The organism is Pseudoalteromonas sp. JB197, assembly GCF_002332205.1.
Classification (GTDB): domain Bacteria; phylum Pseudomonadota; class Gammaproteobacteria; order Enterobacterales; family Alteromonadaceae; genus Pseudoalteromonas; species Pseudoalteromonas nigrifaciens.
This window is the reverse complement of the sequence record NZ_NRGZ01000001.1, coordinates 1,094,234-1,112,389: the sequence shown is the minus strand read 5'-3', so window position 1 is coordinate 1,112,389 and position 18,156 is coordinate 1,094,234. Positions and strand designations below refer to the sequence as shown.

The 18,156-nt window shown below is 39.0% G+C and carries 19 protein-coding genes; 12 read left to right on the top strand and 7 right to left on the bottom strand.

What is annotated here, in order from left to right:
• The first annotated feature begins 51 nt into the window (after positions 1 to 51).
• Positions 52 to 1,383 carry a dicarboxylate/amino acid:cation symporter gene (locus CIK86_RS05360; RefSeq protein WP_011328027.1) on the top strand — a complete coding sequence of 444 codons (1,332 nt, stop codon included), beginning with the start codon at positions 52 to 54 and terminating at the stop codon, positions 1,381 to 1,383.
• Positions 1,384 to 1,468: 85 nt separating this feature from the next.
• Here CIK86_RS05360 and sohB read toward each other — a convergent pair whose 3' ends face one another.
• Positions 1,469 to 2,485, bottom strand: a complete 1,017-nt coding sequence (sohB, locus tag CIK86_RS05355) for a protease SohB (RefSeq protein ID WP_041454407.1) — start codon at positions 2,483 to 2,485, stop codon at positions 1,469 to 1,471.
• Between the two features lie 100 nt (positions 2,486 to 2,585).
• On the bottom strand, positions 2,586 to 5,015 hold the full coding sequence (locus CIK86_RS05350; protein WP_086994331.1) for a VolA/Pla-1 family phospholipase: 2,430 nt from the start codon (positions 5,013 to 5,015) through the stop codon (positions 2,586 to 2,588).
• Positions 5,016 to 5,221: 206 nt separating this feature from the next.
• On the opposite strand from CIK86_RS05350, the gene CIK86_RS05345 reads away from it, so the two are divergent.
• Positions 5,222 to 5,968, top strand: a complete 747-nt coding sequence (locus CIK86_RS05345; protein ID WP_011328024.1) for a YciK family oxidoreductase — start codon at positions 5,222 to 5,224, stop codon at positions 5,966 to 5,968.
• A 285-nt stretch (positions 5,969 to 6,253) separates the two neighbouring features.
• On the opposite strand, the gene rluB is transcribed toward CIK86_RS05345, so the two are convergent.
• From rluB to CIK86_RS05330, 3 genes are all read right to left on the bottom strand, one after another.
• Entirely contained in the window at positions 6,254 to 7,126 is an 873-nt protein-coding gene (gene rluB, locus CIK86_RS05340; RefSeq protein WP_011328023.1) for a 23S rRNA pseudouridine(2605) synthase RluB, read from the bottom strand.
• Positions 7,123 to 7,713, bottom strand: coding sequence for an SMC-Scp complex subunit ScpB (gene scpB, locus CIK86_RS05335; protein ID WP_086994328.1), 591 nt, complete (start codon positions 7,711 to 7,713; stop codon positions 7,123 to 7,125). Before scpB ends, rluB begins: the two co-directional genes overlap by 4 nt.
• A 152-nt stretch (positions 7,714 to 7,865) precedes the next feature.
• A complete protein-coding gene (locus CIK86_RS05330; RefSeq protein WP_058373266.1) occupies positions 7,866 to 8,387 on the bottom strand; it encodes a calcium-binding protein in 522 nt (173 codons plus the stop codon).
• Between the two features lie 314 nt (positions 8,388 to 8,701).
• On the opposite strand from CIK86_RS05330, the gene xthA reads away from it, so the two are divergent.
• Genes xthA through CIK86_RS05315 form a run of 3 tightly spaced genes read left to right on the top strand, consistent with a single transcriptional unit; the run spans position 8,702 to position 10,978 of the window.
• Complete coding sequence (xthA, locus tag CIK86_RS05325) at positions 8,702 to 9,508, top strand: exodeoxyribonuclease III (protein WP_086994325.1); 807 nt, start codon at positions 8,702 to 8,704, stop codon at positions 9,506 to 9,508.
• 4 nt (positions 9,509 to 9,512) lie between these two features.
• Entirely contained in the window at positions 9,513 to 10,160 is a 648-nt protein-coding gene (locus CIK86_RS05320; protein WP_086994321.1) for an energy-coupling factor ABC transporter permease, read from the top strand.
• Positions 10,157 to 10,978 (top strand): L-histidine N(alpha)-methyltransferase, encoded by an 822-nt coding sequence (locus CIK86_RS05315; protein WP_086994317.1) that lies wholly within the window; start codon positions 10,157 to 10,159, stop codon positions 10,976 to 10,978. Before CIK86_RS05320 ends, CIK86_RS05315 begins: the two co-directional genes overlap by 4 nt.
• A 13-nt stretch (positions 10,979 to 10,991) precedes the next feature.
• Here CIK86_RS05315 and yfbV read toward each other — a convergent pair whose 3' ends face one another.
• Positions 10,992 to 11,438 (bottom strand): terminus macrodomain insulation protein YfbV, encoded by a 447-nt coding sequence (gene yfbV / locus CIK86_RS05310; RefSeq protein WP_011328017.1) that lies wholly within the window; start codon positions 11,436 to 11,438, stop codon positions 10,992 to 10,994.
• Between the two features lie 538 nt (positions 11,439 to 11,976).
• Between yfbV and CIK86_RS05305 the strand changes: the two genes are divergently transcribed.
• The 4 genes from CIK86_RS05305 to CIK86_RS05290 are packed head-to-tail and all read left to right on the top strand — an operon-like array spanning position 11,977 to position 14,636.
• Positions 11,977 to 12,474: a PTS glucose transporter subunit IIA gene (locus tag CIK86_RS05305; protein WP_011328014.1), complete on the top strand. Its 498-nt coding sequence runs from the start codon at positions 11,977 to 11,979 to the stop codon at positions 12,472 to 12,474.
• A gap of 4 nt (positions 12,475 to 12,478) precedes the next feature.
• Positions 12,479 to 12,823, top strand: coding sequence for an ArsC family reductase (locus tag CIK86_RS05300; protein WP_086994314.1), 345 nt, complete (start codon positions 12,479 to 12,481; stop codon positions 12,821 to 12,823).
• On the top strand, positions 12,823 to 13,953 hold the full coding sequence (gene dapE / locus CIK86_RS05295) for a succinyl-diaminopimelate desuccinylase (protein WP_011328012.1): 1,131 nt from the start codon (positions 12,823 to 12,825) through the stop codon (positions 13,951 to 13,953). Before CIK86_RS05300 ends, dapE begins: the two co-directional genes overlap by 1 nt.
• A complete protein-coding gene (locus tag CIK86_RS05290) occupies positions 13,953 to 14,636 on the top strand; it encodes a M15 family metallopeptidase (RefSeq protein ID WP_086994311.1) in 684 nt (227 codons plus the stop codon). The genes dapE and CIK86_RS05290 overlap by 1 nt, the downstream gene beginning before the upstream one ends.
• Here CIK86_RS05290 and CIK86_RS05285 read toward each other — a convergent pair.
• Positions 14,633 to 15,505: a DMT family transporter gene (locus CIK86_RS05285; RefSeq protein WP_086994308.1), complete on the bottom strand. Its 873-nt coding sequence runs from the start codon at positions 15,503 to 15,505 to the stop codon at positions 14,633 to 14,635. The genes CIK86_RS05290 and CIK86_RS05285 overlap by 4 nt on opposite strands.
• Positions 15,506 to 15,711: 206 nt before the next feature.
• Here CIK86_RS05285 and CIK86_RS05280 point away from each other — a divergent pair, with 206 nt between their 5' ends.
• Genes CIK86_RS05280 through lpoB form a run of 3 tightly spaced genes read left to right on the top strand, consistent with a single transcriptional unit; the run spans position 15,712 to position 18,142 of the window.
• Positions 15,712 to 17,076 (top strand): adenine DNA methylase, encoded by a 1,365-nt coding sequence (locus CIK86_RS05280; protein WP_086994305.1) that lies wholly within the window; start codon positions 15,712 to 15,714, stop codon positions 17,074 to 17,076.
• Between the two features lie 8 nt (positions 17,077 to 17,084).
• Positions 17,085 to 17,510 (top strand): YcfL family protein, encoded by a 426-nt coding sequence (locus CIK86_RS05275; RefSeq protein WP_058373255.1) that lies wholly within the window; start codon positions 17,085 to 17,087, stop codon positions 17,508 to 17,510.
• 11 nt (positions 17,511 to 17,521) lie between these two features.
• A complete protein-coding gene (gene lpoB / locus CIK86_RS05270) occupies positions 17,522 to 18,142 on the top strand; it encodes a penicillin-binding protein activator LpoB (RefSeq protein WP_086994302.1) in 621 nt (206 codons plus the stop codon).
• Positions 18,143 to 18,156: the final 14 nt, after the last annotated feature.

Below are 18,156 nucleotides of genomic sequence, written 5' to 3'. Positions count from 1 at the left end.
TATTTACATACTGGTAGGCTGTGCCAAATTTATAAAAAATAGATTGGAAATATGTCGAAAATACGTTCAATGAGCTTAACAACTCGCATAATGATAGGCATGGCACTTGGTATTGCCGTAGGCTTTTTATTTCAAGCTATATTAGCTGGTGAAGACGATTACCTAATACCACTTGGGTTATTCTCTTTGCCAATTAAAGCTTTTTTTGTTGATGGAATTTTTCACATTGGTGGGCAAATATTTATTGCCAGCTTAAAAATGCTGGTTGTTCCTTTAGTATTTGTATCTTTAGTGTGTGGCACATGTAGCTTAAGCGATCCTAAAAAATTAGGCAGCTTGGGTGGTAAATCAATTGGTTTATATTTAATTACCACAGCCTTAGCTATTACTCTGGCTATTACTTTGGCTTTACTGTTTAGCCCTGGCGTAGGTATTGACTTGCCAACAGATGCAAGTTACGACGTATCTGAGGCACCTACCTTAGCGCGCGTTATTATAGATATGTTTCCAACCAACCCTTTTGAAGCTATGGCAAAAGGTAATATGCTACAAGTTATTGTTTTCGCATTACTGTTTGGTATTGCTATGGCACTTAGTGGTAATGCCGGAAAGCGCGTAGCGGTGGTTTTTGAAGATCTTAATACGGTAATTTTAAAGCTAGTTACTTTATTAATGAACGTGGCGCCTTACGGGGTGTTTTTCTTAATGGCAAAGCTATTTACCACCATAGAGTTAAACTTAATTGTTAGCTTGGCTAAATACTTTTTTGTAGTGGTTGCTGCATTATTATTACATGCGTTTGTAAATTACAGTTTGTTATTAAAACTATTGACGGGTTTAAACCCTGTAATTTTCTTAAAGAAAATGAAACACGCTTGTTTGTTTGGTTTTAGTACTTCAAGTTCAAGTGCAACTATGCCAATTACTCTTGAAACAGCCACTAAAAAACTCGGCGTTAATAACTCTGTTGCTTCATTTACTATTCCGCTAGGTGCAACCATAAACATGGATGGCACTGCCATTATGCAAGGGGTTGCCACTGTATTTATTGCACAAGTGTTTAGTGTTGATTTAACCATTTCTGATTACTTAATGGTAATTTTAACGGCTACGTTAGCGTCTGTTGGCACGGCCGGCGTACCGGGTGTTGGCTTAATTATGTTAGCAATGGTACTTAATCAAGTAGGCCTACCTGTAGAGGGTATTGCAATAATTATTGGTGTAGATAGATTACTAGATATGACCCGCACTGCAGTTAATATTACGGGTGACTGTATGGTTACCTGTGTGGTTGCTAAATCTGAAGGTCAGTTAGATGAGTCTATTTATAATGACCCAAATGCAGCGAAAGATTTAGAAAACATAAGTAAATCTATGAATTAGTAAATAACTTCGCATTAAAAAACCCTTGATTAATTCAAGGGTTTTTTATTGGCCAAAGCTAATTAAGCTTAAAGTAATCCACTATTTATGGATTTAATGATTTAAACTTAGAAACTAAATTAACCCCTGCCTTATTAACTGCACTACTAAAGCCAAGTGCTAACTTGTCACTTAAGCCTTTTTTAATCTTATATTTAATCTTATAAATTTGGCACTCATCTTGTTGTTCAAGCAAAGCATCATCACTGGTTTTTATAACATCCACCAAGCCTTTTTCTATTGCTTGAGTCGCAAACCAATGCTCACCTGTAGCCACTGAGCTTATATCTAAACTTGGGCGCTGCGTGCTTACAAAAGTTTTAAATAAGCCATGAGTTTGCTCAATTTCTTCACGAAATTTTTCACGCGCTTTATCGGTGTTCTCGCCAAATAAAGTAAGAGTACGTTTAAACTCCCCCGCAGTAATTTGCTCAAATTCAACATCGTTTTTCTTTAATATTTTATTAAAGTTAGGTATTTGCGCTATTACACCAATCGAGCCTACAATAGCAAATGGCGCTGCAATAATTTCATCAGCAACACAGGCCATCATATAACCACCGCTTGCTGCTACTTTATCTATAGCAACACTCAAAGGTATACCTGCATTTTTAATGCGCTGTAACTGTGAAGCTGCAAGCCCATAACCATGTACTACCCCACCTCCACTTTCTAAACGAATAAGAACTTTATCTTTGCTCGCATCTGCAATAGAAATAATAGCGGTTATTTCCTCTCTTAAACTCTCTACTTCATGTGCATCCATACTGCCTATAAAGTCAACCACATATAATCGCGGTTTTGGCTCTTTACTGTCATTTTTTTTATTGTCTGCCTTAAGCTTTTTTTGATGTGCTTTAAGTTCTTTTTTACCTAAAGTATTGTGTAAAAAGCTTTGTTTAATATTATCTAGTTGCTCTGATATATTATCTATTTGTATTTCACCCTTTTTAGCTTTTGGCTTAACTGCCGCACCAACTATCAGCATTAAAATAATGGCTATAGCAATAACAAAAGTAACCGTTTTAGCGAAAAATAAACCGTATTCGTATAAAAATTCCAACACTTTTCTCCATTTATAAATTTCAGCTAATTTAGCATGCTTTTTAACAAAAAAAAGCCACTAAACAGTGGCTTTGGTTACTTAATTGCGTTGTAAGCTATTAATCGGTCACAACATCACTATTTGTAATTAACAACAAACGACCACGAGCGGCTAAGTAAGTTGCAATTTGCAATTGCATTTCAGAGTTAGCAGCTAAGCTACCTGCAGCATCCGAACCCGCCTCTTCGCTAGGCGCTGGTGTTAATACTGAACCATGATGCCCTTTAGTAAATTTAACTAAATAGCTAGACGGCGTGGCACTAGGTGCTTGTGAGGTGCTCACTGTTTCTAAGCCCATAAAGTTGGCCAGTGGTAAACTACCTGCAAGCGGATTGCTAGCAACACTTGGAGGAATAACTTGATCTGACTTATTACCTGCGCCATCGCCCACTACCACGTTCATATATACAGGCGTTTCGAGTGCTTTAACGGTTGCGGCATAATTAGTTGGGTCGCCACTATCTAGTGCAGTTTGTGCTGCAAAAGCAAATTGTGTCATTACGCCTTTAATATTTGCCAGCTTACCCGTTTCGCCAGCCATAGTTAAAGCCGTTGCATATTCGGTGTAACCACAGCTTAAGAAGGCTTGCATATCAGACTGTAACGCACCACAGTTAGAAATTGCATCACCTTGTAAAAATGCATTAAATTCAGTTGCTTCGGTTGTACCTGCTTGTGATAACACCGAGCCTTGAATAAATGAACCAAACGCTGCTGATTCTAACAAGAAACTGGCAATACCACCGCCGCCACTTGCAAGCGCAACTGTATTAACGTTAAACAGTGGGTCAAGTGATTCAGCCATTGGGCTATTTGCTTGGGCAATAAACGCCGGCGCTACAATTGAACCCAGTGAGTGACCAACATAAGTCACATCTTTACTGTTTATACTTGTATCATTAATAAAGTTTAGACCAAAACGCAAGCCTAATAAGTCGGCACTTGATTGGCGTAAACTATCACGGGCAACAAGCAGTGAGCTTAGGTTCATATAACTAAGTACCGAACCTGTGGTTGCATTAAAGTCATCGTTACCGTCAGCATCTACGTCAATTCCTCGCTCGCCATGGCGCGGATGATCAATTGCAATTGTGGCAAAACCCTGAATAGAAAGCTGCGCCGTTAATGTCAGCATGGTTTCTTTATTGGTAGTAATACCGTGCTGCATAATAACCACAGGCCAGCCACTTTCAGGCATAGCAATAGGTGCTAATTGTAAACTTGCGCGCACACCATTAATTATAGGCAAAATAGGTTTAGTCACTTGCACTGGCACATTGGCCATACTTTGCACTTTAGGAATAGAGTTATATTTGGTTAAATGACGCGTGCTATCTAACCCTAAGTCACGTAATTTACCACCGCTTAATGCGGCACATGCGCCGTCATTTTCACTAATTGGATCGGTAGGAAATGCAGCACCTGCTTGTGCTTTATAACCCAATACAGCAACTGCGTTATCACACATGCCTTGCCAATAAGTGTCGTTTAAATCGCTAATTTCTTTACCTGTAGGCGTACCTAAATACATAGGCAACATAATGCTACCTTTTTGGTATTGCACACCTTGAAAGGCATCGCTAACAGCAACACCTTGTGATTGAAATACTTGCTGTACATTTACCATTGGCTGAGTAGGTACAGTAATTGCTGGTGTCGGTAAATTTGGATTTTGCAGGCTCGCTGCTAATAACTTTTTAATTGTACCAAGCACAGGCCCTGCCGATTGCATGGTCATTGCAGCAGAGAAAATAATCTCATCTTTAGTAATATTGCCTGAACTAACCACTACATTTTCGTAGCTATTAACTACGCCTTGCAGTGATAGTTGTTCTGGCGTAATTAATGGCGCTTCTTGTTTTACTGTAGCGTAAGTAGATGACGGCTCAATAGCACGCCCCTGTGAGTCTTTAAGCTCTGTGGTTAATACATTAATATAAGAGCTGCCGGCTTTAAATGGCTTAAGTGGAATAACCGCCACCGCATCACCAGATGCCTGGGTGATAAAGTCAACACCAAATTGCAACTCACCTACTAGTTTACAGGCAGCACCTGCAGGTGCTTGTGAGCATTGTTCATCGGTTAAACTTGCTCCCATTATCACTTCAAAAATACGTACTGAACCTGGTGTACCTGCAGAGGTGGCATCTAGGCTCACATTTGGTGGGAAAGTTAAATCTATTTTAAAAGGAACTTGAGTAGACCAGCCATCAAGCGCACCCAGTGCAAGTTGAGGGTTAGCATAATCAGCACGAGGAATAGACACATTAGCGTCATTTAACTCCCCAGGAATATTTAAAGTACCATCTTGGGTACCGCTCATTAATAAATCATTGGGTACAGATATAACTCCATTAGCGGGATCAAACTTTACCGTCGCCTTTGGGATAACTGTAACCGAATCGTTTTTAACATCTTCTAGCGTTTCTCCGCCGCCACAACCTGCAAGAGCAGCTGTAACCGAGAGTGAAAGTAGCATTTTTTTCATATTGTTGGCTCCGCACATATCTTATTTTTATAGTGTGTTTATTAAGTATATTAAGTTAAAACAATGTAATCAGTTTATTAATGAGACATTAGACCAGTTAAACTTAACGTAAACTTTCTACTTTCGCCACCTAAATTTACAATAAATTCGATTACTTAATGTTTTGCTATGTTAAAATCAAAAAAAATTCATCCATGGGTACATTTATGAACACCTATCAAGCTGCTGAAAATGCACTTAAAGATAAAGTTATTTTAATCACCGGCGCAGGTGATGGAATTGGCCGAGTAGCTGCAATTACATACGCTAAATACGGCGCAACTGTTATTTTATTAGGCAAAACAACTAATAAACTAGAATGTGTTTATGATGAAATTGTTAAAGCAGGTTATCCACAACCGGCAATAGTCCCTATGGATTTAAAAGGCGCAACTAAGCAAAACTACCGCGATCTAGCTGCCACTATAGAGTCTCAATTTGGCTGTCTTGATGGTTTATTAAATAATGCGGGCATTTTAGGCACGTTAGGGCCACTTGAGCACTTTTGCTCGTCAACTTTTGAAAACATAATGAAGGTTAATGTCACCGCGCAAGCTATGATCACTAAAGCGCTGTTTCCGGTACTGCGCAAATCTAAAAATGCATCCGTGGTATTTACATCATCTGGCGTGGGCCGTAAAGGTCGCGAATTTTGGGGGCCTTATGCTATTTCGAAATTTGCTGTAGAGGGCATGATGCAAACATGGGCATGTGAAGTAGGTAAAACCAATATACGTATTAATTGTATTAACCCTGGTGCTACACGCACTTCAATGCGCGCTAGTGCTTATCCTGGTGAAGACCGAGATAAACTTGCAACACCTGAAGACTTAATGCCTACTTACTTATATTTAATGAGTGATGATTCGAGTAATGTGAATGGCGAGTCGCTTGACGCTCAAGTAAAAAAATAGCTATTACTCTAATGTAGATACAAAAAAGCCGCTCAAAATTTTGAGCGGCTTTTTTAATGCCTAACTAATTTAACCTGAACTCTGGTTAAGAGATTTACTAACATATTGAATCATCGTTATATTTAATTTTATTTTCTCTAGCCAGAGGTTTTCAGTGAAAACAAGGCGAATTTACGCGTCAATAGCTGGCCTATTGCAAGTAAATTCAACGCAGTTAGCGCTGAAAATAGCTGCTTGAGATAAGTTTATTATCCGGAGCTCAGGTTAATTTAACTAAATAGCAGGTTACTTACGTTTAGTTGGTTTAACACGTTGATTATGCTTTTTAACCGCTTTACGTATTTGGTTTATTTTGGCACGCTTATCTTTGCGTTTTTCAGGCATTACAGAAAGCTTAGTTTGTGTTTCACGTCCTAACTTAACTGTTTTACGTAAATAGTTTACAGTGTCTAGGTCGTATTCAATCCAACCACCTTGTGGTACGCGCTTATCCAGCTCTAATTTACCGTAACGAATACGAATTAGGCGAGAAACTTCCACCTCTTGTGATTGCCATAAACGACGAACTTCTCGGTTACGTCCTTCATTAAGCGTTACATTGTACCAACGGTTTATACCTTCACCGCCCATAGGGTTAACCGTTAGAAATTTTGCTGGGCCATCTTCAAGTTCAACACCACGGGTTAAGTTTTTAATGGTTTCTTTGGTTACTTCACCAAATACACGGGCTGAGTATTCACGTTCAACCTCGTAACTTGGGTGCATGAGTCGGTTTGCTAATTCACCATCGTTAGTAAATAGCATCAAGCCTGCGGTATTAATATCTAATCGGCCAACCGCAATCCAGCGCTCGCCATCAATACGAGGGAGTCGGTCAAATACAGTACGACGACCTTCAGGATCTTTACGCGTGCTTAACTCACCTTCAGGCTTGTTATACATAATTACGCGACAAATTCTATCCGCTTTTTCTTCAATTTTTACTGTATGGCCATCAACGCGAATTGAATCTGTTTCTTCAACACGATCGCCTAATTTAGCCACTTTGCCGTTAACGCTAACGCGGTTTGCATCAATGTATTTTTCCATTTCACGGCGTGAGCCTACGCCAGCACGGGCTAGGACTTTTTGTAACTTTTCACCTTGTATAACACTCATTCGGATGGTTCTCTCACAGAAGGATCACTTAATAACTGGTTAATTTTACTTTGCTGTTGCTCTGGCAAGGCAGGTAAATTATCTAAACCTGTTATCGAAAAATAATCTAAAAATTGTTTAGTAGTCGCATATAGCGCCGGCTTACCCGGCACTTCTTTGTGGCCTACCACTTTAACCCACTCTCTTTCGAGTAGTGTTTTAATAATATTTGACCCCGTAGTAACACCACGCACTTGTTCAATTTCGGCGCGTGTAATTGGTTGCCTATAAGCAATTAGCGATAATGTTTCGAGCAAAGCACGCGAATATTTGGGCGCGCGTTCTTGCCATAAATTACTTAGCCAAGGGCTTAAGCTACTACATGCCTGAAAACGATAACCACTGCCTACTTCTACCAAACGAATACCACGGGTCTGAAAATGTGTTTGTATTGCTGTTATTGCATCGTTTATACGCACCATAGATATTGCTAAATCGGCTAAAACAACATCCTTTAGATGACGTTTACTTAATGGTTTGTCAGCAACAAAAATCGCCGCTTCAATGATCTCAATTAATTGCTCATCACTAACTCGCCGACCCACCATAAACGCTCTTAAACTAATAAACACACACAGCCAACTATTATGCCAGAACTACAGCAAAGTAGGAAAACATATCGAGCAATTTAGTAAATCAAAGCCACAAAAAAAGCCAGTGCACAGCACTGGCTCCTTCCTCACACTTTAAAATGGTGTGCTTAGCTGTTATTGGCGCTTTTAAGTGCGTCGTCTTCAGCGACTGCATTGCCATATTTTTTTATGTAAGTTACAAATTCACGTTTGCTAACACGCTTGTCTTTATTTACATCCATATAGCCAAAGTGATTTGAAATATCATCATCGTCTGCTTCTTCTACCGAAATATAGCCACTTTTATCGTTATCTAAACTCGAGAAACTGCTTTGTATTTTATCAAATTTAGTAATATCCGCTTTAAATGCTGATTCGCTTACTTCACTGTCTGTGGCAACTTTTCCGGTATTTAATTGCATGTACGCATTAAATTCATTGCGACTTATTTGATTATCCATATTGGTATCAATATTTGAAAAGTGTTGCCAAATATTATCGTCATCGGCTTCAACTTTCGAAATAAAACCATCACTATCGTTATCTAAACTTGCAAAGTCACTATCAATTTTATCTAACCCTTGGTTAGATGCACAAGCTGCTAAGCTTAACGTTGCTAAAATAGTAGAGGCTAATGTTAACTTTTTCATAAGACGTATCCTTGTAGTTAATTAATGTCACTTTAACTAATACAAGTTAAACGCCAAAAACACTAACCCTTTAAAATCAACTAGTTACAAAGAAAATATAAGTATAAAAACTAACGTAGCGCATTATAGTAATGAAAGCTTTGCTTCATGCCTTGTAATTTTTGCAAAAATATTGGTGTAATACCGGACATTACAGCGAGTGTTTTTACACTTAAAAGTTCAGCCAATAACTTCCTTGTTTCGGGCGTGTTATGTAAGTGTATTTACTGATATAATTTAACGCATTATATAGAACCAATTTTAAGGTATATGCTATGAAAGTGATTTCTTTCAATATCAATGGTCTGCGTGCGCGTCTTCATCAATTACAAGCTATTATCGACAAACATCAACCCGATATTATTGGCCTACAAGAAATTAAAGTTCATGACGAAGCGTTCCCACTAGAAGATGTACAAAAAATGGGATATCACGTTTATTATCATGGCCAAAAAGCCCATTACGGCGTAGCTATGTTATGCAAAAAAGAACCTAAATCGGTATTTAAAGGTTTTGCCACTGATACTGAAGAATCACAAAAACGCATGATCAGTGTTACCGTAGAGCAAGACAATGGCCGTGATTTAACGGTAATGAATGGTTACTTCCCGCAAGGTGAAAACATTAATCACGAAACCAAGTTCCCGTATAAACGTCAGTTTTATAAAGATTTAATGACCCACCTGCAAACAAATCATACCCCTGATGAAGACGTGATTGTAATGGGCGATATTAATATTTCACCTACCAACCTAGATGTAGGTATTGGCGAAGTAAATGCTAAACGTTGGTTAAAAACCGGTAAATGTTCTTTTCAACCGATAGAGCGTGAATGGCTGGCAACATTACTTAATTGGGGCTTTAAAGACACCTTTAGAGAGCAAAACCCAGAAACCAGCGATCAATACTCGTGGTTTGACTACCGCTCAAAAGGGTTTTTAGATAACCGTGGCCTACGAATTGATGTTGTACTTGCAACACATGAGCTAGCCGCGCGTTGTATAGACACAGGTATAGATTACGAATTACGTGGCATCGAAAAGCCATCGGATCACGCCCCTATTTGGTCTGAATTTAAATAACCCTATGCTTAGCCTCCCAATACAAGGGCTACTTTGGGCCCTTGTAATCGCTATAAGCTTATTTAGTATTGATAAAGCAACCTATAAAGCACTCTACAAAGTACCCATACGCCAAACAGGAGTACTTGCATGTGCGTTGGTGTTTGCTGTTTTATGGCGCATTAAAGCTGGCATTTTAACGGGCCTTGATTTACATATTTTAGGTATTACTGCAGCTACACTTATACTCGGTTGGCGTTTAACTATTTTAAGTAGTGTTCTGGCAACGGCGCTATTAGCCGCATTTGGTTTAATTGAGTTTGAGTTACTGCCAGTGCAATTGCTTATTGGCGCATTTATTCCTATTTTATTGAGCTACTTGGCTTTTATTGTTAGTTATCAGTATTTACCGCGCCACTTTTTTGTTTATATATTTGTATGTGCGTTTATTACGGCTGGGTTTATCGCCTGTATAAAAATAGCTTTAGGGGCATTATTTTATCTTGCTATTGGTCAATATAGCTGGCAACAATTAGCAGATAATTACGTTTACTTAAGCGCTATTATTTGGCTGCCAGAAGCCATGTTAAACGGTATGGCTATTACAATTATGATCACTTATCGCCCACATTGGGTAAAAACTTTTTACGATAAGGACTACCTAGGCTCATGAGTCTTGAATATAGCTGCCCACTGTGTAGCAACTCACTAATAAAAACAGCTAATATGCTTCGCTGTGAAAACAACCATAGTTTTGACTTTGCAAAAGAAGGCTATGTAAATTTATTGCCTGTACAGCAAAAAAACTCAAAACAACCTGGTGACTCATTAGAAATGGTGCAAGCTAGGCGCGCTTTTTTAGAGCGCAACTATTATGCCTTTTTACAGCACGAACTTGGCCAAATTATTAGTAATATAGCAGCTAATAATATTATTGACTTAGGGTGTGGTGAAGGATTTTATACCCAAGCTTTAGCTAGTAATACCCAAGCTACTGTGTACGGGGTTGATATATCGAAGGCGGCGGTAAAATATGCGGCAAAACGCTACAGCAATTGTCACTTTAGCGTGGCATCCATTAGCCAAGCACCTTTTAAAAGCTACTTTGCCGATGTATTGGTCAGTGTATTCGCACCATTATTTACTCAAGAACTAGCAAGACTTGCTAAACCCGGTTCAACACTCGTAGTGGCAAGCCCCGGACCTCAGCATTTAAAAGAGTTAAAAGAGTATATTTACTCAAGTGTTAATGAACATACACAAATAGAAGTACCTGCAATGTTTACACAAACATCGCAAACACTCATCACTGAGCAAGTTACCTTAAACTTTAGCGACGTTAAAAACTTAATAATGATGACACCATTCGCGTGGAAGTTCAGACCCGAGCACTGGTTAGCACTCGAAGAAAAAGGTGAACATAATGTCACCTTATCGTTTTATATTACACAATTCACAAGAGATAAAAGCATAGCTGTTGCGCACATATAAAGGCAACAGGCGCTTAAAATTGCTCTTTAGTGAACGTTTTGTCCATTTTATCAAACATATCGTTAAGTAATTCTTCAAGCTCCAAGTAACGGGGCTTTTTTTCGCTGCGCTGTGCTTGATAGCCATTAGCGACCATTTTAGCATAAAGCTCGTTATACCAACGTTGCATAGCAGGCTCTAACTCGGTTTGCGCTCGTTTTCCTAACCATAACAAACCTTGTAAAGGGAGCGATATAAAAAAAAGCGCGCTTGCAATTGCTTGCGGTAAAAAGTCAGAGCCAAGGTAATTTAACTGAAAAAATAACGTTAGCATGGCTAATATTGGCATTACCGTAATCGCCAACTCTGTCGCCTTTATTACTTTAAACTCAGCAAACAAAGGAGCTAATTCTTTTCGCATTGGCCATTTTTTAGCGTACACACGCCCTATTTGTACTTGCGACATCACACTTTTTTGCATCATGACTCCTCATACATAATATCAACACTACCAATAATATTGGTTGTTATCATGATAGTGTAACACAAATTATTTTATATGGAATTTTCATAAAAACGCACTAAACGAGTAAACAATCACTCATACTTTAAGGCCTTTTGTTTGAACAGGTTTCGTCTCAATATTAATACATACGCTGTTAAGTGCTAAATGGATCTTTTCTAAACTAATAATTTTAAACATTATAATCAGCATGTTAAGCCACTTATACGCCACAATTCCCACAGTTATCCACAGAAAATGTGGACAACATAATTAACCTCACTTTTGCTAACGTAACCACAACTAGCTTAGTTACTGTTACTGCTTTAATTTAAGGTTAATAATCTATACTATAACCTTATAGTTATTGCTGTTCGTCGGGCTTTTAATGTCAAAAAAAACATTACAATTGCATAGTACAGTCGATACCGATTATATATTAGTAAAAAAACACACCGTAGATTTAGCTATTACCGCTTTGAAAAAAGATGGCTATAACGTAATTTTTGAGTGACTTATGAAACCGCAAACAATAGATTATTTAGCTCAGAATAAATTACCTCGTCATGCCATTAATATTACTAGCCCATTTTCAGGAAAAGTAATAGCACTTAACGAACACCCCGAACCACTTTTTCGCTTTGGCACATTAGGCCCAGGTATTATGGTACAGCTAAGCAACCATAAAATATTAGCCCCGTTTGACGGCACTTTGCTGCAGGCAAAAAATGCCGGCACCGAATTTATTTTACAAGCTAAAAACGGCCTAAAAGTACTGATTAATTTAACTATTGCGAGCTCGCAACACATTACCCATACCCACATAGCTCAGTTAAATGGTAGCAAAATAAGTAAAGGCCAACGCCTTGCTTATTTTGATTTACGCGAACTTGATACACCTATGCTAGCAAGTTTAATTTTGCTCAATGGCCACAGCCTAGGTACATTTCACTTTTCACACTTGCAGGTAAATGCGGGTGTCGATACTTTATTAACTATTATTAAAAAGAAGTAGATTTATGATCACCCTTTACGGCATAAGCAATTGCGACACTATAAAAAAAGCTAAAAAATACTTAACCGATAACAACATTGAGTTTACTTTTCATGACTATCGCAAAGATGGCGTAAACGAGAGTATGGTTAGCAACTTTGCTGATAAACTTGATTGGGAGCAGCTTGTAAACAAGCGTGGCACCACTTATCGCGCTTTAAGCGATGATGAAAAACAAAGCTTAACTAAAGAAAAAGCGATACCGTTATTAGTTGAGCAGCCTGCAATGATAAAACGCCCTGTACTGGTTAATAATAACGAGTACCACTTAGGTTTTAAAGCAGCACAATACGATGAGATTTTTAAATAATGACAAATGACGTAATCGCTCTAGCGCAAGCCTTAATACAACGCGAGTCAGTAACACCTGAAGATGCTGGCTGCCAGCAAATGATGAACGATAGATTGCAAGCAGTTGGCTTTAACATCGAATCGTTATTTTTTACCGATACCTTAAATACTTGGGCACGCAAAGGGACGCAATCGCCACATTTTTGTTTTGCCGGGCACACCGATGTAGTCCCCACAGGCCCTGAGAAAAACTGGCAGTACCCACCATTTTCTGGCCTAGTTGAAAATGGTTTATTACACGGGCGCGGTGCAGCCGATATGAAAGGCTCATTGGCTGCTATGCTGGTTGCTACTGAACGTTTTGTAACAAAGCACCCAGATCATAAAGGCTCGATTTCTTTTTTAATTACTTCAGATGAAGAAGGCCCATTTATAAACGGCACTACTCGGGTAATTGACACCCTTGAAGCTCGCGGTGAAAAAATAGATATGTGTTTAGTTGGCGAGCCTTCATCTCGTGATGTATTAGGCGATGTAGTTAAAAATGGACGCCGAGGCTCACTGACCGGCTTTTTAACTGTTAAAGGTATACAAGGGCATGTGGCATACCCGCAGTTAGCGCAAAACCCTATTCATTTAACTACCCCTGCACTCACTGAGCTAAGCCAAACAGTATGGGATCACGGTAACGAGTACTTTCCCGCCACTAGTTTTCAAATTTCAAATATAAATGGCGGCACTGGGGCCGGTAATGTGATCCCCGGGGAGTTAGAAGTACAGTTTAACTTTAGGTTTAGTACTGAAGTTACTCATACGCAATTACAACAACGCGTTAACGCTATTTTACAGCAGCATAATTTAAATTATGAATTAAGCTGGATTGTAAACGGCCAACCGTTTTTAACAGAGCACGGCCCACTGGTTGACGCCACAGTAAAGGCAATTAAATCGGTAACCGGTTTAACAACAAATCTAGAAACGACTGGCGGTACATCAGACGGGCGTTTTATTGCTCAAACCGGCGCTAAAGTAATTGAGCTTGGCCCGCGCAATGCCACTATTCATAAAGTAGATGAATGTGTAAGTACCGATGACTTAATTGCACTGTGCGATATTTACGAGCAAATTTTAGAAAACCTACTAACGTAATGGACTCAAAAAAAACAACCACAATGTGTATTACAGGACAAAGTGATACGCATTTAACCCAAATTCAAAATCATCGTTTGCACTGCAATATCGTTAATGATTTTTTAGCATTGCAAAGTGCCGCAAAAGCAGCAGGGTTTGAGCTTACAATAGCTTCCAGCTTTCGTGACTTTAACCGCCAAGCGGCTATTTTTAACGCTAAATTTTCAGGTGCACGCCCTGTTTATAATAAACAACAGCAAGTTGTTGAATTAGATAACTTAAGCGATATAGATAAATGTATTGCCATTATGCTCTACTCTGCACTGCCTGGCGCAAGTAGACATCATTTAGGGACCGATTTAGATGTGTTTGATAAAGCGGCAGTGAGTGATGATTACCAGTTGCAACTCACGCCCGATGAATATCAACAAAGCGGCCCATTTTCCCCACTGAGCGACTGGCTAGATGCTAACTTAGCACTATTTGGGTTTTATCGGCCTTATCAGCATGACTTAGGTGGTGTAGCCCCCGAGCTTTGGCATATTAGCCATATTAAGCAGTCGCAATTACTGGTTAATATGCTTAGTCTGCAAGTACTGCATGAGTGTATAAGTAATAGTGACCTATTAGCCAAAGAGGCTATTTTAGCCAACTTACCCATGCTTTATGAGCGCTTTATAATAAACGTTAGCCCTGTTTAACAGGGCTGTTTTTTATTGAGCGTAAATACCAGCACTGCCCCCAAAATAACACTGCTGGCAACTATAAATTGCACGGTTAACTGCTCAGATAAAAACACCACGCCCGCAATGGCAGCAAGCACAGGTACACATAGCTGCACCACTGCTGCTTGGGTGCTTTTTAATTTTGGCATTGCCGTATACCAAATACTGTAACCAATACCTGAAGCTATTGCGCCACTGGCACATGCAAGTAACACCCCTTCTATGCGGATACTTTTTATATAACCCATACCTATTATTAGCAATATAGGCAAAGCAACTAAGCTGCGAATAAAGTTAAATGCAGAGGTTCTCAGTGGTGATATACAAGCTTTGCCTCGTATACTATAAACACCCCACGCTATGCCACTAATGGCCATAAGGGTCGCTCCAAATAATGAAGGTATTGCTGCAGAGGGCAACATTAAATAAACAAAGCCGGCAAAAGCGCTTATAAATGCCAACCATTGTAATAGGCTTAATTGCTCTTTATTATAAATTCCCCAGCCAATCATAGTAAGTTGTACTGCTGAAAATAAAATAAGTGCACCAGTGCCAGTATCAAGCTCTATATACGCGATGGAAAAACACAATGCATAAACCAGCAAACTAATACTGCTTCGCCAGCTTCCTGTATCTTTTAATATTTCGCTATTAAACGTGCCGTTACGTTTTGTAGTATTAGTATAAAGCAGCATAATAATGGCTAAACACACAGCCCCGCTAAGTAAGCGAATAATAGTAAAGTTCCATGCATCTATATACCCTTGTGCTAGCGCCATTCTGCACAATAAAGAGTTAGCGGCAAACGCAATTAAAGCACTTAAAGTATACAACGTTGTTTTCAAAAACAATCCTTAGCTAAAATAAATACAGTTTAACACTGTCAATTCAGTGGTTTTTAGATTTAGTTATTATAATAACAGTGCAATTATTAATACGATTAACGCTTCGTTCACTGCTCGGCAGTTATGCTACGCTTTTTTACAATATTTCACATATTTTTTTAATGGGTGTATGTTAATCTTATTAAGTAAATTTAAAGGAGTGCTCAGTGCGCCGCAGCTTAATATTTAGTTTTTGTTTTATTTTAAGTGGTTGTAGTACCATAGGATTTAGCGATCTATTTAATGACTATGCGACTCAAGTAACCCCTGTAAGACAAGCAATAGAGAGTAACAACATAGCACAAGCGCAGTCGCTTATTGCTAAAAACAGTAGTATGCACAGTAGCTACTTGCTTAATCAACTAGAGCAAGCGCGCCTAGCCGACTTAGCTAACATGCAAGCCGATGCACAAAGCCAATTTGAAAACGTTTATCAACAAGTACAAAACAAGCGCGAGGCTGCCAAAGTTCAGCTCAGTAGCGGGCTTGAACAAAGTAATGCTTTATTTACCAACGACTCGGCTATTACTTATATACCCGCCCCTTATGAAATGAGCATGCTGCATAGTTATAAAGCGCTTAATTACGTATATAAAAATGATGTTGAAGGTGCATTAGTTGAAGTTAGGCGGGCTAATAAAGTACAAGTAGACGCACTTATTCAAAATCAGGCAGCGCTAGATTCCGCTACAAAAGAAGCGCAGCAGCATTATCCAAGTATGAGCAAGGTTACCCGAGACGTTAAAAATGGCTTTCAAAATGCTTATACTTTTTATTTATCCGCTTTATTGTACCAAAGCAGTAAACAGTATGATGATGCCTACATTGACTATAAAAAAGCACTCGAAATACAACCCAACAATATTTATTTGCAACGTGATGTACTTCGCCTTGCTAAAAAACAAGGCTTTGATCAAGACCTAAGCGACTTTAAAAAGCGCTTTGGTGAGGCAGCAAATATACCGTCTGAACAAGGCGAAGTAGTTATATTATTTGAACAAGGCTTAGTGCCTAAGCAACACGAATTTAAATTACGTTTACCTATTTTTACCTCTGGTGGTAATGCACGTTTTTATAGCTTAGCTATGCCAGTTTATAAAGACAAAGCCTATGTTCGTAGCATTAATAACATCAGTATTAATGCCCAAAACTTAGTATTAAGCCCGCTAGTGCACATAGAATCACTGGCTGCTAAAACGTTAGAAGATCAAATACCTGCCAGAATAGCGCGGCAAATACTACGTTTAGTCGCCAAAGAAAAAGTACGAGCCGAACTGGCTCGTAGCACCGGAGACGTAGGTAATATAATTGCGAACATTTATAACTTAGCCTCTGAGCAAGCCGATACACGTAGTTGGCTCACGCTACCAAATCAAATAAGTGTGGCGCGAAGTAGCTTAAACAGCGGCGCGCATTCATTAACCATAGGCACGCAAGCGCCAATAAATTTTACCGTTAGTAAGCAAAGGTTAACCTTAATTTATCTAACCTCTATAAATAACTACTTTAATTATCATGTAGTACAACTCTAGGAGCGATTATGAGATACATAATGCCATTATTTGCGGTTTTAATACTCAGTGCCTGTGCTGGCAAACCAGACACATCGGGTATAGCAATTGAGCAAGGTAATAAAACATTTAATCAGCAACTACGTGTTGATAACCCAGAGCTTGGTGAGAAACTAGCTATTAGTGACGTAAAAACACGTCAAACAAACCAATTAACTGACGTGGTAGTTACCTTAGCAAGCCAATATAAAAAGTCGCAATACTTACAGTATCAATTTAATTGGTACGACAAAGACGGCTTTGTTATTAAGGGCAATCACTCCCCTTGGCAAGCAATTACCTTATTTGGCTTTGCACAAACACAATTACCAGGCCTAGCACCCAGCCCAGATGCAGTTACCTTCTCATTAGCAGTAAGAGAAGTGTCTACCGATGCGCAAGAATTTAAAGAATAAAGGAAATAACAATGATCATACGTAAAAAATTCAAAACAGCTTCAAATTACGCGCTTATTGGTTTAAGTGCATTAGTATTAAGTGGTTGTGCAAATAAAGCGGTAGTTAGTTATGGCGACGCACAAGCCGTAGAAACCACTGACATTAACTTTGGCTCTACCGATTTACAAAAAGTAGCCAGCCAAATGACCGATTCACTATTAAGCTCTCCGGTTGTTGGCACCATGACCGCCAATAAACGCCCTGTGGTATTTGTTGAAAGAATTAAAAACAAAACCAGCGAGCACATTGATACCGAATCAATCACCGACTCTATTTCAACTCAGTTACTGCGTAGCGGAAAATTTAGATTTGTTGATATGACCCGAGTTGAAGCTATACGTGAGCAGCTTAAATTTCAAAACGAAGATGCATTAGTTAACCCCACGACTGCTGTGGCATTTGGTAAACAAATTGGTGCGCAGTATATGCTGTACGGCAACTTATCAAGCATAGTTAAATCCAATGCTGACAAATCAGACGTATACTATAAATTTACCATGCGTTTAATGGATATGGAAAGTGGCTTAGTTGAATGGGCTGACGAAACAGAAATTCGTAAAACGAAAGAAAAATCAACCTTTGGCTGGTAGTCAATAGGAGTTAA